The sequence below is a fragment of the Agrobacterium sp. YIC 4121 genome (assembly GCF_002008205.1).
GTDB lineage: Bacteria > Pseudomonadota > Alphaproteobacteria > Rhizobiales > Rhizobiaceae > Agrobacterium > Agrobacterium leguminum.
Window position 1 is genome coordinate 13,551 of record NZ_MRDI01000024.1, and the last position, 14,760, is coordinate 28,310.

The 14,760-nt window shown below is 61.1% G+C and carries 14 protein-coding genes; 13 read left to right on the plus strand and 1 reads right to left on the minus strand.

The genetic code is table 11. The features are described 5' to 3' along the window. The first annotated feature begins 25 nt into the window (after nucleotides 1-25). Entirely contained in the window at nucleotides 26-1,234 is a 1,209-nt protein-coding gene (locus BTE54_RS20820; protein ID WP_065657752.1) for an MFS transporter, read from the plus strand. Nucleotides 1,235-1,407: 173 nt separating this feature from the next. Beyond that, on the plus strand, nucleotides 1,408-2,217 hold the full coding sequence (locus BTE54_RS20825) for a cyclase family protein (protein ID WP_143240760.1): 810 nt from the start codon (nucleotides 1,408-1,410) through the stop codon (nucleotides 2,215-2,217). Between the two features lie 23 nt (nucleotides 2,218-2,240). Here the strand turns inward: BTE54_RS20825 and BTE54_RS20830 are convergent, their stop codons facing one another. Continuing rightward, a complete protein-coding gene (locus BTE54_RS20830; RefSeq protein WP_078053932.1) occupies nucleotides 2,241-2,708 on the minus strand; it encodes an Lrp/AsnC family transcriptional regulator in 468 nt (155 codons plus the stop codon). Nucleotides 2,709-2,829: 121 nt separating this feature from the next. On the opposite strand from BTE54_RS20830, the gene BTE54_RS20835 reads away from it, so the two are divergent. The 11 genes from BTE54_RS20835 to ehuA all read left to right on the plus strand — a co-directional run bounded on the left by BTE54_RS20835 (nucleotide 2,830) and on the right by ehuA (nucleotide 14,755). Beyond that, entirely contained in the window at nucleotides 2,830-4,308 is a 1,479-nt protein-coding gene (locus BTE54_RS20835) for an NAD-dependent succinate-semialdehyde dehydrogenase (protein WP_078053847.1), read from the plus strand. 13 nt (nucleotides 4,309-4,321) lie between these two features. Continuing rightward, nucleotides 4,322-5,725, plus strand: a complete 1,404-nt coding sequence (locus tag BTE54_RS20840) for an aspartate aminotransferase family protein (protein WP_078053848.1) — start codon at nucleotides 4,322-4,324, stop codon at nucleotides 5,723-5,725. 170 nt (nucleotides 5,726-5,895) lie between these two features. Further along, on the plus strand, nucleotides 5,896-7,344 hold the full coding sequence (locus BTE54_RS20845; RefSeq protein ID WP_078053849.1) for a PLP-dependent aminotransferase family protein: 1,449 nt from the start codon (nucleotides 5,896-5,898) through the stop codon (nucleotides 7,342-7,344). 68 nt (nucleotides 7,345-7,412) lie between these two features. Further along, nucleotides 7,413-8,432: a hydroxyectoine utilization dehydratase EutB gene (eutB, locus tag BTE54_RS20850; RefSeq protein ID WP_078053850.1), complete on the plus strand. Its 1,020-nt coding sequence runs from the start codon at nucleotides 7,413-7,415 to the stop codon at nucleotides 8,430-8,432. Next, nucleotides 8,429-9,442, plus strand: coding sequence for an ectoine utilization protein EutC (gene eutC, locus BTE54_RS20855; RefSeq protein ID WP_078053851.1), 1,014 nt, complete (start codon nucleotides 8,429-8,431; stop codon nucleotides 9,440-9,442). The genes eutB and eutC overlap by 4 nt, the downstream gene beginning before the upstream one ends. Then, the gene (gene doeA, locus BTE54_RS20860) at nucleotides 9,439-10,617 is read left to right on the plus strand and encodes an ectoine hydrolase DoeA (protein WP_078053852.1); all 1,179 of its coding nucleotides are present in this window, start codon (nucleotides 9,439-9,441) and stop codon (nucleotides 10,615-10,617) included. Before eutC ends, doeA begins: the two co-directional genes overlap by 4 nt. Before the next feature lie 4 nt (nucleotides 10,618-10,621). Then, nucleotides 10,622-11,635, plus strand: coding sequence for a N(2)-acetyl-L-2,4-diaminobutanoate deacetylase DoeB (gene doeB / locus BTE54_RS20865; RefSeq protein WP_078053853.1), 1,014 nt, complete (start codon nucleotides 10,622-10,624; stop codon nucleotides 11,633-11,635). Nucleotides 11,636-11,696: 61 nt separating this feature from the next. Beyond that, the gene (gene ehuB / locus BTE54_RS20870; protein ID WP_078053854.1) at nucleotides 11,697-12,548 is read left to right on the plus strand and encodes an ectoine/hydroxyectoine ABC transporter substrate-binding protein EhuB; all 852 of its coding nucleotides are present in this window, start codon (nucleotides 11,697-11,699) and stop codon (nucleotides 12,546-12,548) included. A gap of 60 nt (nucleotides 12,549-12,608) precedes the next feature. Further along, nucleotides 12,609-13,274 (plus strand): ectoine/hydroxyectoine ABC transporter permease subunit EhuC, encoded by a 666-nt coding sequence (gene ehuC, locus BTE54_RS20875; protein WP_078053855.1) that lies wholly within the window; start codon nucleotides 12,609-12,611, stop codon nucleotides 13,272-13,274. A 12-nt stretch (nucleotides 13,275-13,286) separates the two neighbouring features. Further along, a complete protein-coding gene (gene ehuD / locus BTE54_RS20880; protein ID WP_078053856.1) occupies nucleotides 13,287-13,979 on the plus strand; it encodes an ectoine/hydroxyectoine ABC transporter permease subunit EhuD in 693 nt (230 codons plus the stop codon). Next, the gene (gene ehuA / locus BTE54_RS20885) at nucleotides 13,976-14,755 is read left to right on the plus strand and encodes an ectoine/hydroxyectoine ABC transporter ATP-binding protein EhuA (RefSeq protein WP_078053857.1); all 780 of its coding nucleotides are present in this window, start codon (nucleotides 13,976-13,978) and stop codon (nucleotides 14,753-14,755) included. Before ehuD ends, ehuA begins: the two co-directional genes overlap by 4 nt. Nucleotides 14,756-14,760 lie beyond the last annotated feature (5 nt).

The window sequence follows — 14,760 nt, forward strand, 5'->3', positions numbered from 1 at the left end:
CTCTCTCAACTCAAGGAGAGACGTCATGACGGACACAACATCGCAGTTTGATGGGGTAGCTATCCCCCTGGAAACCACAGAAGAACCCGCATGGACGGCTGCGACCTGGTTCGCCGTTCTTTCCATGGCGGCCACCAGCTTCGCGCTGGTATCGGCCGAATTCCTGCCGGCGGGCCTGTTGACGCCCATGGCGCGCGATCTTGGCATCACAGAAGGCACGGCCGGACAGGTCGTCACCGCCACCGCCTCCGTGGGCGCGGTGACGGCCCTGTTGAGCAATGTTCTGATCGGCAAGCTGAACCGCAAGACAGTGCTTGTCGGTCTTAGCGCGCTGGCGATTGCCTCCAACATTCTGGCATCGGTTGCCGCCGATTTCTGGCTATTGCTCTTGGGCCGGGCCGGGCTGGGTGTTGCACTCAGCGGTTTCTGGGCGCTGTCGGTTGCCGTTGTGGCGCGGCTTGTCGGCGCAAATTCGACCGGGCGCGGCATGGCTATCGTTACCCTCGGCGTTTCGCTTGCCACCATTGCAGCTCCTTCGATGGGCGCCCTGATCAGCGACTGGCTGGGATGGCGCATCGCCATGTCGATGACGGCGGGACTTGCCATAGTTGCCATGCTGCTTCAGATACTCAGCCTGCCGTCGCTGCCGGCAAGTACAAGCAACAGTCTTTCCGATGTCCTTGGATTGACGCGACGCCGCAGCGTTCAGCTCGGTATGCTTGCCATCCTGTTGCTGATGACGGGGCATTTTGCAGGCTCGGTCTATGTGCGTCCCTTCCTCGAAAAGGTCACGCTTCTTGACACCACGCCGATTGCACTCGCCCTGCTCGGATTTGGCGTTGCCTCGGTGATCGGCAATGTCGTCGGCGGCCGGATGGCTGACGCCAGTATCCGCGTTGCTCTCATCGTCACTGCAGCGGTGATGGCATTTGCGACGATCGCCCTCGTTATCTGGGGTGCTCATACGAGTGCGGCTTTTGCTCTCGTCGCACTTTGGGGCCTTGCATTCGGCATGGGGCCGGTCGTGCTGCCGACAAACCTCTCCCGTGGTGCACCCGATGCCCTGGAGGCAGCCGGCAGCCTGATGGTGGTATCTTTCCAGGTGGCGATCAGCATTGGCGCGGTGCTCGGCGGTTATATCGTTGACTCCTACGGTGCGACCGCGCCGCTCGCTCTCACCGCCGTCCTTGCCGCATTGACGGTCGCACTCGCCGTCGTGCAGCGTCGCGACTGATCCCTGCCACTCCTGGGCCGCGGGCGACATGACGTCCGCGGCAACCGGATGAGCGGCGAATTTCCGGAGCCGCCACCTGCAACAGGTTAAAAATTGGGGCAGGTCCTGCCTTGCGTCACTCCACCTTTGCGCTACGCTTGAGAACAAGGATTTCTCAACGGAGGGACTGAGGCATGTGCAACAATTGCGTGATCGAGAACGTAAAACGGAACATGCTGTCACGACGCCTGCTGTTCAAGGGCGCCGCGGCCGGTTTAACGGCCATGACGGCGGGCAGCCTGGCGGCGCCAGTGCTGGCGCAATCGCCCCGGGAGGTCGTTGATCTCACCCATACCTATGATTCCACATTTCCCACATTCGATGGCAAACCGGGCATAGAATACGAGTGGGCAGCGGAGATCGCCAAGGACGGCTATCAGCTCCACAAACTCACCATCTACGAACATACCGGCACCCATATCGATGCGCCTTTCCATTTCAGCGCGGATGGCGCGAGCGTCGACCAGTTGGAGCCGCAGAAACTTGTGGCGCCGCTCGTCATCGTCGACATCACCGACCGCGCCAAAGACGATGCCAATTCCACCATTGAAGCCGAAGACATCGAGCGCTGGATATCTGCGAATGGCGACATTCCGGCAGGTGCAATCGTGGCCCTGCGCTCCGGCTGGGCAACCAAAGTGAAGAGCCCCTCATTCCGCAATGACGACGCCGGAAAATTCGCCTTCCCCGGTTTCGGCAAATCGGCGACCGACCTTCTGCTCAAGCTCGATACGGTCGCCATTGGCGTCGACACGCTTTCGCTGGATCCCGGCAACTCCGCAGATTTCGCGGTTCACAATTCCTGGCTACCGGCAGGGCGCTACGGCATCGAAGGGCTGAACAACCTCGAGGCTCTGCCGGTCAAGGGAGCGACCATAGTTGTCGGCGCGCCGGCACACCGCGGCGGAACGGGCGGCCCGGCCCGGATTCTGGCCCTCGTCTGATACCGGACAGCCGTTCCGTTCACTCATGGATCGATTGGAAAGGCGAAGCCGGCCTTGACGCGGTCCATGACGACCATCGTCTTGAACCCCTTGATATCGTGGTTCTCGTAAAAGAACCGGCGGGTGAAGGCCTCGTAGTCTTCCATGTCCTTGGCCGTGATAACCAGAATGAAATCGGCGTCGCCCGTCACGTAATAACCGATCATCACCTCCCGCGTGGCGCGAATGGCGGCTTTGAAACGATCGACAATATCGGCCCTTTCTCGCTCCAGCGAGACGAGAACGATCATGGTGATGCCGCGCCCGACCGCCTTGGGCGAAACGATTGCCACATCGGCTTCGATCACCCTCTCATCACGCAGGCGCTTCAACCGACGCTGGCACGCGGTTGGCGAGAGGTTGACGATTTTGGCGAGCTCCTCCGATGTCAGGCGATTGTTCTTCTGCACGGCGTCAAGCAGTGCCCGGTCGGCTCGGTCAATCTGTGTCATGCGGGATTCCTGCATCTGAATGTCGAACTAAGCATTATTCCTGCGTCGAAGCATGCTTAAACGCCGTCGATCAATCATGCAGCGCAGTTAAGCTTCTGGCAAATGAAAAGGGAACTTGCCGATGGAAGCTATCGCCAGCGCAGCGCTTAAAAACCTTCACCGACCCGAGCTGATCGAGCATCGTGCCTTTCTGGATGGGCAATGGGTGGCGCGTAAGGAGACGCTGGGCGTTGTCGATCCGGCAAGCGGAGATCATCTGCTCGATGTCTCTTCCTGCTCCCTGAACGATGTGGACGCCGCAGTCGAGGCCGCCGGCAGAGCGTTTCTCCGGTGGCGCGACATGCTGCCCGTGGAACGCGGCGATATCCTGCGGGCATGGGGCCGGCTGATGCGTGACAATGCCCGCGACCTCGCTGTTATCATCAGCGCCGAACAGGGAAAGCCGCTTTCGGAATCGCTCGGCGAAATTTCCTATGCCGCCGCCTTTCTCGACTGGTTTGCGAGCGAAGGCGAGAGATCCTATGGCGAGACAATTCCCAGCCACCTCAAAGGCGGCAATCTTTCCGTGCGGATGCAGCCGATCGGCGTCACGGTGGCCATCACGCCCTGGAACTTTCCCTCAGCCATGATCGCCCGCAAAGCGGGCGCGGCCCTTGCTGCCGGCTGCACGATGATCGTCAAACCCGCACCGGAAACGCCGCTTTCGGCACTGGCACTGGCAAAACTGGCGCAGGAGGCGGGCATGCCGGCCGGCGTGTTGCAGGTTCTGCCGGGTGAAGCCGCGCCGCTTGCGCGCCGCCTGCTGGAGCATACCGAGGTGCGGGCATTTTCCTTCACCGGTTCGACGGAGGTGGGACGGCTCCTCCTCACGCAATCGGCGGCGACCATCAAAAAAGCCTCGCTGGAACTTGGCGGCCACGCACCCTTCATCGTCTTCGCCGATGCGGACCTGTCCCAGACAGTGAAGGGCTGCCTCGCCGCCAAATTCGCCACATCGGGACAGGACTGCCTTGCGGCAAACCGCATCTATGTTCAACGCGGGCTTTATGACCGTTTCATTGAGCGGTTTGCCGATGCGACCTCCAGACTGACCGTCGGCCATGGCCTTGAACCCGGTATCGACATCGGGCCGATGACACGACCGTCCGTCGCCGAAAAGTGTCGTCAACAGATTGCGCAGGCGCTCTCTTCCGGTGCGCGCCTCGTCTGCGGCGGGCAGGACAGCCCGCTCGGCGGCAATTTCGTCACCCCCACCGTGCTCGCCGATGTGACCGACGACATGCTGATCGCGCGCGAAGAAACCTTCGGTCCCGTCGCCGCCATCCTGCCCTTCGATGACGAGCGGGAGGTGGTCCGCCGCGCCAATGCCACGGAGATGGGGCTTGCGGCCTATGTCTACACCAACGACCTCGGCCGGGCGATGCGCCTGACCGACCAGCTGGAATACGGCATGGTTGCCGTCAACACCCCGAAATTCACCGGCGCGCCCATTCCATTCGGCGGCTGGAAACAATCCGGCCTTGGCCGCGAGGGCTCACGTCATGGCCTCATGGAATATCTCGAACCCAAATATGTCTGCTTCGGCAACCTGGCTGCCTGAAAGGAACTCGCCTATGACCATCGACATCAAAAACATCGCGGAAATGGATCGAAATGCGGTTCTGCATCCCTTCACGCAGTTGAAGGATTTCGCCAGCGGCAAACTCGGCGAACCGACCATCGTCGAAACCGGCAAGGGCATCCGCATTCAGGACGCGCATGGCAAGCAGCTGATCGATGGCTTTGCCGGTCTTTATTGCGTCAATGTCGGCTACGGCCGCACCGAGGTGGCGGAGGCCATCTCCCGTCAGGCCTACAGGCTTGCCTACTACCATTCCTACGCCGCCCACACGACGGACGAACTGGCGATCCTGTCCGACCGGCTGGTGAAGATGGCGCCCGGCAAGATGAGCAAGGTCTTTTACGGCATGTCGGGCTCGGACGCCAACGAGACCCAGGCCAAGCTCGTCTGGTATTACAACAACCTGCGCGGCAAGCCGCAGAAGAAAAAAATCATTTCCCGCGAGAGAGGGTATCACGGCTGCAGCGTGGTCTCCGGCTCCATGACCGGCATGAGCTTTTATCACGACCACATGGACCTGCCGCGCGCCGGCGTGCTGCACACCGGCGTTCCGCACCATTACTGGGGTGCGGAAGCTGGTGAAACCGAGCTGGAATTCTCAAAACGGCGCGCCGACGAACTGGAAGCGCTCATCCTGCGCGAGGGCCCCGACACGATAGGCGCTTTCATCGCCGAACCGGTGCTTGGCACTGGCGGCATCACGCCGCCGCCGGAAGGCTATTGGCGGGCGATACAGGATGTCCTCAAAAAATACGACGTCCTGCTGATCGCCGATGAGGTGATTACCGGCTTTGGCCGCACGGGCTCCATGTTCGGCTCGCAACATTACGGCATCGAGCCGGACCTGATCACCGTCGCCAAGGGCCTGACTTCGGCCTATTTCCCGCTCTCCGGCGCCATCGTGGGGGAGAAAGTCTACAGGGTGATGGAGGAAGGCGCCGATCGCGTCGGGGCCTTCTCCCACGGCTACACCTATTCCGGCCACCCCATCGGTGCGGCTGCGGCAAATGCCGTGCTCGACATTGTCGAAAAGGAAGACCTGCCCGGCAATGCGCGCGCCGTCGGCAGCTATTTTCAGGAGCAGCTGAAGGCGAGGTTCGCGCAGCTTCCAATCGTCGGAGAGGTGCGCGGTGTGGGCCTGATGGGCGCCATCGAATTCGTGGCGGATCGTGAAAAGAAGACACGTTTCGCCCCCGGCCTCACGGTCGGCGCGCGCGTTTCGAAGGCGGCGCGCAACGGCGGCCTTATTGCGCGCGCCATGCCGCATGGCGATATTCTGGGCTTTGCACCGCCGCTCGTTACAACGAAGGCTGAGGTGGATGAGATCATCGCCATCGCCGAAGCCGCCGTGCGCAGCGTCATGGATGATCTGGTGCGGGCCGGCGAAAAAATCTGACGCCAGCCTTGGCGTTTAACGGTCACCACTGCTGCCCATTTCGACAGCAATGACATGACAACTGCGCCTATTTGCGGCGCAGTTGTCATCTGCGCTGCATAAGGCTTCATCTTTTCGCAGAAGCGTGCATAATGTCATGAAATTACCTTCGTCAAAAACGAGACAATTTCATGCGTCGTCAAGCCAATCCGCTCAGCTCCGATCCGGTTTCCGCAACCAAACCGGTGGCATGGCGGCCGTCGCTTGCCAAGCAGAAGGGCGAAACGAAACACTCCGCACTGACGGAACGCATCATTGCCGATATCGACGCCGGCGTCCTGAAGCCGATGGACCGCATGCCGACCCACCGCGATCTTGCCCGCGAACTCGGCCTTTCGGTCCAGACCGTAAGCCTCTCCTACAAGGAGGCCGAGCGGCTGGGTTATCTCAGCGGCGAAATCGGCCGCGGCACTTTCGTAAAGACACGGGTGACGGACCGGGCGGGCCGCATGATGCTCGATCACAGCCCGACCGAGGTGCTCGATCTCTCCATTATCCGTGGCGTTTATCTCGACGACCATGAAAACGCCTCGCGCGCCATCCTTCGCGAATTGGCCGATGGCGACAATTCGGGCTTCATGCGCCCCTGCCGGCCGGTCGCGGGCCTCGACAGCCATCGCGAAACCGCACGGATCTGGCTTGGCATGATGGGCGTGACCGCCGGCGCGGAGCGTATTCTTGTCATCAACGGTGCTGCGCACGGCATTTTCCTTGCCTTGAGCTGCGTTATCCGCTCGAACGACGTGGTTCTCTGCGAAAACCTCACCGACCACGGCATTATCGGCCTGTCGAATATTCTTGGCTTCAGCCTCAAGGGCCTGCCGACCGATGAAGAGGGCATTCTGCCGGACGCGCTGGAGGCCGCCTGTGCAGCCGGTGGCGTCAGGGCGCTGGTGCTCATTCCCACCCTCAACAATCCCACCGGGCATGTTTCGGGTGCGGAGCGCAGGCGGGCGATTGCGGCGATTGCCGAGCGGTACGGCGTCTTTGTCATTGAGGACGAAGTCTATCGACCGATCATCGAGGATGATCTGCCATCCATCACCGAAATGCTGCCTGATCTGGGCTTTTTCGTCACCAGCTTTACCAAGACGGTGCTGACCGGGCTCCGCGTCGGTTATCTCGTCGTGCCGCCCGCTTACTCCATCCGCGCCGCCTCTATCCTGCGTGTATCGAGCTGGAGCGGCACCTACCTCACGGCCGAAATCGCCACGCGCTGGGTCGAAAACGGCACCGCACGGCGGCTGCTGGATGTCCAGCGCGCCGAAGTGCGTGCCCGGCAAAAGATTGCCACGGACATATTGGGCGACCATATCGCCTCGAGCCACCCCCTCTCCTTCTGCGCCTGGCTGAAGGTTCCACCACGCTGGACAGAAGACGGCCTGGTGCGCGCGCTTACAAACCAGAACGTCGCGGTCACGCCGTCGGAACCATTCATTGCCGGTCCCGGCCATGGCGGCGGCATCCGCATATGCCTCGGCGGCCGCCTCAATCACCCAAGCCTCGTCAAGGCCTTGACCACCGTGCGGCAGACCTTCGAGCAACTGCCGCCTGTCTACGATATCGGTTCAATCGGCTGAGGCGGCCGCTCGAAAATCATTGAATCATTACAATATAATAATTGACATGATTTTACTTCGCTCACAACATGACAATCATGAAGAGCGAAAACCAGTCCATATCCGCCCACAAAACCCTGCTTCCGGTCTCGCTGACCGCGATAGAACAGGCAGCTGCGCGGCTTGCCGGACAGGTGGAGCGAACACCTTTAATTCGCTCGGACAATCTGTCCGAACGCTGTGGTTATCCCGTTCATCTGAAACTTGAAACCCTTCAGCCCATCGGCGCCTTCAAACTGCGCGGCGCGGTGAACGCCATACTCTCGCTTGACGATGAGGCACGCAGGCGTGGCCTCGTCACGGCCTCGACCGGCAATCATGGCCGCGCCGTGGCTTATGCGGCCCGCAAGCTCGGAATTCCCGCCACGGTCTGCATGTCGGCACTCGTGCCGGCGAACAAGGTGGAGGCGATCCGCGCGCTCGGTGCGGAGATCCGGATCGTCGGCAGGTCACAGGATGACGCGCAGGAGGAAGCGGAGCGCCTGAGCAAGAGTCTCGGCCTGACCGCAATCCCGCCATTCGATGATGCTGACGTGGCGGCCGGCCAGGGCACGATCGGTCTCGAGCTTGTCGAAGACATGCCTGAACTGACGACCGTGCTCGTTCCTCTTTCGGGCGGCGGCCTTGCGGGCGGTATCGCCGTTGCGGTGAAGGCGCTAAAGCCACGGGCACGGGTCATCGGCATTTCCATGGAGCGGGGTGCGGCCATGCAGGCGTCGGTCGCAGTCGGCCGGCCCGTCACCGTCCGGGAGGAAGAAACGCTGGCGGATTCGCTGGGCGGCGGAATTGGACTGGAGAACCGCGTGACATTCGCGCTTTGCCAGGCGCTTCTCGATGAGATCGTGCTGGTTTCCGAAGACGAGATTGCAGCCGGCATCCGCCATGCGGCGCGCGATGAAGGTTTGACGGTGGAGGGTGCGGGCGCCGTTGGTTTCGCTGCCATCCTGTCCGGCAAGATCGACATCAGCGGCCCGACCGCCATCATCGTGTCGGGCGGAAACATCGATCCGGCGGTCCACAGAACAATCATCGACGGGGGAGCCGCATGAGCCGCATCACCATCCTGACCGAAAAAGACCTTCGCGGTGTCATCCAGCTCGACCTTTCCGCTGTCGACTGCGTGGAGCGGGCCTTTGCGGCGCTCGCAACGCAAGCCGTTGCCATGCCGCCGATCCTGCGGCTCGATATTCCGGAGTTTCGTGGCGAAGTGGATGTGAAGACGGCCTATGTGCCGGGCTTTGACGGTTTCGCCATCAAGGTCAGCCCCGGTTTCTTCGACAATCCGAAACTCGGTCTGCCCAGCCTCAATGGCCTGATGATCCTCTTCAGTGCGAAGACCGGACTGGTGGAGGCCCTTCTCCTCGACAATGGCTATCTTACCGATGTGCGGACCGCCGCGGCTGGTGCTGTCGCGGCGCGGCATCTGGCCCGCAAAGACGCGTCCGTCGCCGCAATCTTCGGGGCGGGCATGCAGGCCCGCTTGCAGCTTGAAGCCCTGATGCTGGTGCGCCCGATCAGATCGGCACGGATATGGGCACGCGACCATGACAAGGCCAAGAGACTGGCGGGCGATTTCGCCAGCGAACACGGCATCGAAGTCACCGCCATGGCCGATCCACAGGCCGCCGCGCGGGGCGCCCATATCACCGTGACAACGACACCCGCCGAAAGCCCGATCCTCTTTGCCGACTGGCTGGAAGAAGGCCAGCATCTGACAGCCATGGGATCGGATGCCGAACACAAGAACGAGATCGATCCGGCCGTATTCGCCAGAGCGCGTTATGTCGCGGACCGCATCTCGCAGACCCGCATTCTCGGTGAGTTGCATCATGCCATCGCCGCCGGCCACGCCGCGTCGGATCAACACTTCGCCGAACTTGGGGACGTCATTGCCGGCAAGGTGCAGGGCCGCATGTCGAGCAAGGACATCACCTTTGCCGATCTGACCGGCACCGGCGTGCAGGACACCGCCATCGCCAATCTCGCCTTTGCCCGCGCAAAGGAAGCCAAGAGCGGTCAAACCATCGAAAACAGCATAAAAATGGGAGACGCAGCGTGAGCGTAACGCTGAACTTTACGCGCGAGGAATATGCCGCGCGCCTGTCCAAAACCCGCAAGGCCATGGAAAAGGCCGGGATCGATCTTCTGGTCGTCACCGACCCGTCCAACATGCATTGGCTGACCGGTTATGACGGCTGGTCCTTCTATGTGCATCAATGCGTGCTGGTGCCGCCGGAAGGCGAGCCGATCTGGTACGGCCGCAAGCAGGATGCCAACGGCGCCAGGCGCACAGCCTATCTCAACCACGACAATATCATCGGCTATCCGGATCACTACGTTCAATCGACCGAACGGCACCCGATGGACCTGCTGTCTGAGATCATCGAGGAGCGCGGCTGGTCCGGCCTGACGGTCGGTGTCGAGATGGATAATTATTATTTCTCGGCAGCCGCCTTTGCGTCTCTGCAGAAATATCTGCCAAACGCCCGTTTCAAGGATGCCGCCGGTCTCGTGAATTGGCAGCGCGCGGTGAAAAGCCCGACCGAACTCGACTATATGCGCAAGGCCGGCAAAATCGTAGAGCTGATGCACAAGCGTATCGTCGATGTCGTTGAGCCGGGCATGCGCAAATGCGATCTCGTGGCAGAAATATACGATGCCGGCATTCGTGGAACCGCCGAATTCGGCGGCGACTATCCCGCCATCGTGCCGCTGCTTCCTTCGGGTGCCGACGCGTCCGCCCCGCATCTGACATGGGACGACAAGCCGATGCGCTCAGGCGAAGGTACTTTCTTCGAAATCGCCGGCGCTTACCGCCGTTATCATTGCCCGCTGTCGCGCACCGTCTTTCTCGGCAAGCCAACACAGGCGTTTCTCGATGCGGAAAAAGCGACGCTTGAGGGCATGGAAGCCGGTCTTTCCGCCGCAAAGCCGGGCAACACCTGCGAGGACATCGCCAATGCCTTCTTCGCCGTCCTGAAAAAATACGGGATCATCAAGGACAACCGCACCGGCTATCCCATCGGCCTCTCCTATCCGCCGGACTGGGGCGAGCGCACCATGAGCCTTCGCCCCGGCGACCGCACGGAGCTGAAGCCCGGCATGACATTCCATTTCATGACCGGTCTCTGGCTGGAAGACATGGGCCTCGAAATCACCGAAAGCATCGCCATCACCGAAACCGGTGTCGAATGCCTTTCCAATGTGCCGCGGCAACTCTTCGTGAAAGGCTGAGACGATGTTGAAGACCGTGCTTCGCCCCTCGCCGATCACGCCCACCGTCGATTTTGACGCGAAGGGCGTGCAGCACGGTCATCTGCGGCTGCCATACAGCCGCGATGACAGCGCCTGGGGTTCGGTGATGATCCCGATCTGCGTCATCGCCAATGGCGAAGGGCCGACAGCCCTTTTGACCGGCGCCAATCATGGTGACGAATATGAGGGACCGGCAGCACTCTTCGAACTCGCCCACACGCTCGATCCGGCAGACGTGAACGGGCGCGTGATCATCGTTCCGGCGCTCAACTATCCGGCCTTTCGAGCGGGAACACGCACCTCGCCCATCGACCGGGGAAACCTGAACCGCAGCTTTCCCGGCCGCCCTGACGGCACGGTGACGGAGAAGATCGCCGACTACGTGACCCGCCATCTGATACCGCTTGCGGATATCGTTCTCGATTTTCATTCCGGCGGCAGGACACTCGATTTCCTGCCCTATGCCGCAGCCCACGAATTGCCCGACAAGACGCAGGAGGCCCGGTGTTTTGAAGCGGTGGCGGCTTTTGCTGCCCCCTATTCGATGAAGATGCTGGAAATCGATGCCGTCGGCATGCTCGACACAACGGTGGAGGAGATGGGCAAGGTCTTTGTCACGACCGAACTCGGCGGAGCCGGCACGGCGAGCGCAAGATCGATCGATATCGCCCGGAAAGGCACCGTCAATCTGCTGCGCCATGCCGGCATCCTTGCCGGCGCACCGGCACCTGCGCCAAGCCGCTGGCTCGACATGCCATCCAGCGATTGCTTCACCTTTGCCCAAGACGACGGGCTTGTCGCCTTTGTCCGCGATCTGGGAGACGCGGTCACGGCGGGTGAAACAATCGCCCGGGTTTATCCCGTCGGCAAAACCGGCCTCGCGCCGGTCGATTACCGCGCCTCCATCAATGGCGTGCTTGCCGCGCGCCATGTTCCCGGCCTGATCAAGGCCGGCGACTGCCTTTCCGTCATCGCCACGGTCACGGAGAATATCTAGCCCCAAGAAACATCGTGAGATCCGAAAACGGACCGCGCAACCCAACCAGAGGAGTAAGAACATGCACATTACCAGACTTGCCGGGCTTTCCGCCCTCGCGCTTACCATCGGCGTGACGTCCGCCAGCGCCCTGACAGTCGAGGAAGTCAAAAGCCAGGGCTATATCCGCGCCGCAACGGCCAATGAAGTGCCCTATTCCTACATGCAGCCAGACGGCACCTCCGCCGGCATCGGCCCCGATGTGGCCAACGCGGTTCTGAAATCGATGGGTATCGAAGAGGTCAACTGGACGGTGACGCCCTTCGGCACGCTGATCCCCGGCCTCAAGGCCCGTCGCTTCGATTTTGCGGCCGCCGAACAGAACATCTCGCCCGAGCGCTGCAAGCAGGTCGCCTTCACCGAACCGAACTCGTCCTATGGCGAAGGCCTGCTGGTGAAGAAGGGCAATCCGAAAAAGCTGACCACCTATGCCGATATCGCCAAGGACCCCTCGCTGAAGGTGGCCGTCGTGTCGGGCGCGAACAATGTCGACTTCCTGCGGGCGGTCGGCGTCAAGGAAGAGCAGATCGTCTTCATCCCCGCCAATGCGGACGCCATTCCGACCGTCCAGAGCCGCGCCGATGCTTATGCAGCGACGGAGCTGACTGTTTCGGAACTCGCCAAGGGACAAGCCAATGTCGAGCAGGTCGAGCCTTTCACCGACCCCGTCGTGAAGGATGCGCCCGTGCGTAATTACGGCGGCTTCGCTTTCCGGCCGGAAGACAAGGAGCTGCGTGACGCCTTCAACGCCGCACTCGTCGAATTCCGCAAGACCGACGATTACAAGAAAATCCTCGCCAAATATGGCCTGTCCGAACAGAGTATTGCGGCGGCGGCCGAAAAGAAGGTCGCCGATCTCTGCGCCGGCAAATAATGCCAGCCGGCGCCCGGCCATAACCGGGCGCCGTTCCTCGGGAATTCGGGAAAACGCCAGATGGACATGACCGCCTATCTGCCGATGTTGTGGCAAGGCGCCGTCGTCACCATGACGATTACGCTCGCAGCCCTTGTCGTCGGCACGGTGCTCGCCTTTTTCTTCGGCATTCTGCGCGTCGAGGGTGGACCAATCCTGTCGACCATCGCGCTTTGTTATACGGAAGTGTTCCGCGGCACCTCGCTGCTGGTGCAGCTTTTCTGGTTCTATTATGCCCTGCCGCTGGTCGGGCTGAGCTTCGATCCGATTACCACCGGCGTGCTGGTGCTTGCCGCCCATGCCGGCGGTTATGGCGCCGAGATCGTGCGCGGCGCGCTGTCTTCCGTTTCGGTGCAGCAGCTGGAAGCCGCACGCGCGCTGAATTTCACACGGATGCAGACGCTGTTTCGCATCTCGCTGCCGCAGGCCGTTGTCGAGATGATGCCAGCCTTCGGTAATCTCGCCATCGAAACGCTGAAGCTTTCCTCGCTCGTATCGCTGATCTCGATTGCCGATCTCACCTTTGCCGCGCAGTCGATCCGCAACCTGACGCTGGATAGCGCCAGCATCTATTCGGTCACGCTGCTTTGTTATTTTGCGATGTCGCTGATCCTGATGGTCCTCATCCGGGTGATCGAACGCTTCGTGCGCCGCGGCAACGTCTTCCCGCGCACCCGCCATTCGTAAGGATATCTTCTCATGATGTATGGTTACGAATGGGACACGACCACCTGGCTCACCTACACGACCTCCATCCTGCCCATCATTCTGATTGGACTTACGGTAACGCTGAAAGCAGCCGCCGCCGGCTTCGCGATTGCGCTGGTTCTGGGGCTTGTCTTTGCGCTGCTGCGCCGCAGCCGGGTGAAAATGATCTCCTGGCCGACCGCGCTGGTGGTCGAATTCCTGCGCGATACGCCGCTTCTGGTGCAGTTGTTCTTCCTCTATTACGTGCTTCCGGATTTCGGCATTGTCCTGCCGGCATTTCTCACCGGCGCGCTGGCGCTCGGCCTGCAATATGCCGCCTATACGTCCGAGGTCTATCGCGGTGGCATAGAGGCGGTGCATCACGGGCAATGGGAAGCGGCGACGGCGCTTAATCTCACACGCATGCAGACCTACAGGGATATCATCGTCCCGCAGGCCATTCCGCGCATCGTTCCGGCCATGGGCAACTACCTCGTCGCCATGATCAAGGAAACGCCGGTGCTTTCCGTCGTCACGGTTCTGGAGATGATGGGGCTTGCCAATATGATCGGCGAGCGCACCTTCGAATATCTGGTGCCGCTGACGCTTGTGGGCCTGATCTTCCTCCTTCTGACCATAATCTGCTCGGCAGGCCTCAGCCGCCTGCAAAGGGCGCTTCCAAAAGCAGGAATACCCTTGCGATGACCAACAACACGAACCAGCCACTGATCGAATTTTCCGATGTCACGAAACGCTTCGGCATTCTGACGGTGCTCGACCAGTTCAATTTCAGCGTGACGAAGGGCGAAAAAGTCACCCTCATCGGTCCTTCCGGCTCCGGCAAGTCAACCGTCCTGCGCATTCTCATGACGCTGGAGCCGTTCCAGGAGGGAAAGCTGACCCTTGCGGACATGTCCTACCACGAGCCAGGCGGCAAAGGACCTTTCAAGGCCTCGGAAAAACATCTGCGCCAGATCCGCAACCACGTCGGCATGGTGTTCCAGAGCTTCAATCTCTTTCCCCATATGACCGTCCTTCGCAATATCGTGGAAGCGCCGGTGCGGGTTCTGGGCATCGGCCGCGCGGAGGCGGAGGCGCGCGCAATCGAATTGCTGAAGATGGTCGGGCTGGCAAATAAGAAGGATCATTATCCGGTCCAGCTTTCCGGTGGGCAGCAGCAGCGTGTCGCCATTGCCCGCTCGCTTGCCATGCGTCCGCGTGTCCTGCTTTTCGATGAGCCGACCTCGGCGCTCGACCCGCAACTGGTCGGCGAAGTGCTGTCCGTCATCCGCGATCTGGCCCATGAGCATGACCTGACGATGCTTCTCGTCACCCACGAAATGCGCTTTGCCCGGGAAGTCTCGGACCGCGTGTGTTTCTTCGACAAGGGCCGCATCTGCGAACAGGGGAAACCGGACGAGATTTTTGGCCAGCCGAAAGAAGACCGCACCCGCGAATTTCTGGCTTCCGTCTTACGGTGACCTTG

Bases quoted from the DNA above. Each gene is read 5' to 3' on its own strand.
- BTE54_RS20820 (WP_065657752.1), top strand. From the start codon at position 26: ATGACGGACACAACATCGCAGTTTGATGGGGTAGCTATCCCCCTGGAA.
- BTE54_RS20825 (WP_143240760.1), top strand. From the start codon at position 1,408: ATGTGCAACAATTGCGTGATCGAGAACGTAAAACGGAACATGCTGTCA.
- BTE54_RS20830 (WP_078053932.1), bottom strand. From the start codon at position 2,708: ATGACACAGATTGACCGAGCCGACCGGGCACTGCTTGACGCCGTGCAG.
- BTE54_RS20835 (WP_078053847.1), top strand. From the start codon at position 2,830: ATGGAAGCTATCGCCAGCGCAGCGCTTAAAAACCTTCACCGACCCGAG.
- BTE54_RS20840 (WP_078053848.1), top strand. From the start codon at position 4,322: ATGACCATCGACATCAAAAACATCGCGGAAATGGATCGAAATGCGGTT.
- BTE54_RS20845 (WP_078053849.1), top strand. From the start codon at position 5,896: ATGCGTCGTCAAGCCAATCCGCTCAGCTCCGATCCGGTTTCCGCAACC.
- eutB (WP_078053850.1), top strand. From the start codon at position 7,413: ATGACAATCATGAAGAGCGAAAACCAGTCCATATCCGCCCACAAAACC.
- eutC (WP_078053851.1), top strand. From the start codon at position 8,429: ATGAGCCGCATCACCATCCTGACCGAAAAAGACCTTCGCGGTGTCATC.
- doeB (WP_078053853.1), top strand. From the start codon at position 10,622: ATGTTGAAGACCGTGCTTCGCCCCTCGCCGATCACGCCCACCGTCGAT.
- ehuB (WP_078053854.1), top strand. From the start codon at position 11,697: ATGCACATTACCAGACTTGCCGGGCTTTCCGCCCTCGCGCTTACCATC.
- ehuC (WP_078053855.1), top strand. From the start codon at position 12,609: ATGGACATGACCGCCTATCTGCCGATGTTGTGGCAAGGCGCCGTCGTC.
- ehuD (WP_078053856.1), top strand. From the start codon at position 13,287: ATGATGTATGGTTACGAATGGGACACGACCACCTGGCTCACCTACACG.
- ehuA (WP_078053857.1), top strand. From the start codon at position 13,976: ATGACCAACAACACGAACCAGCCACTGATCGAATTTTCCGATGTCACG.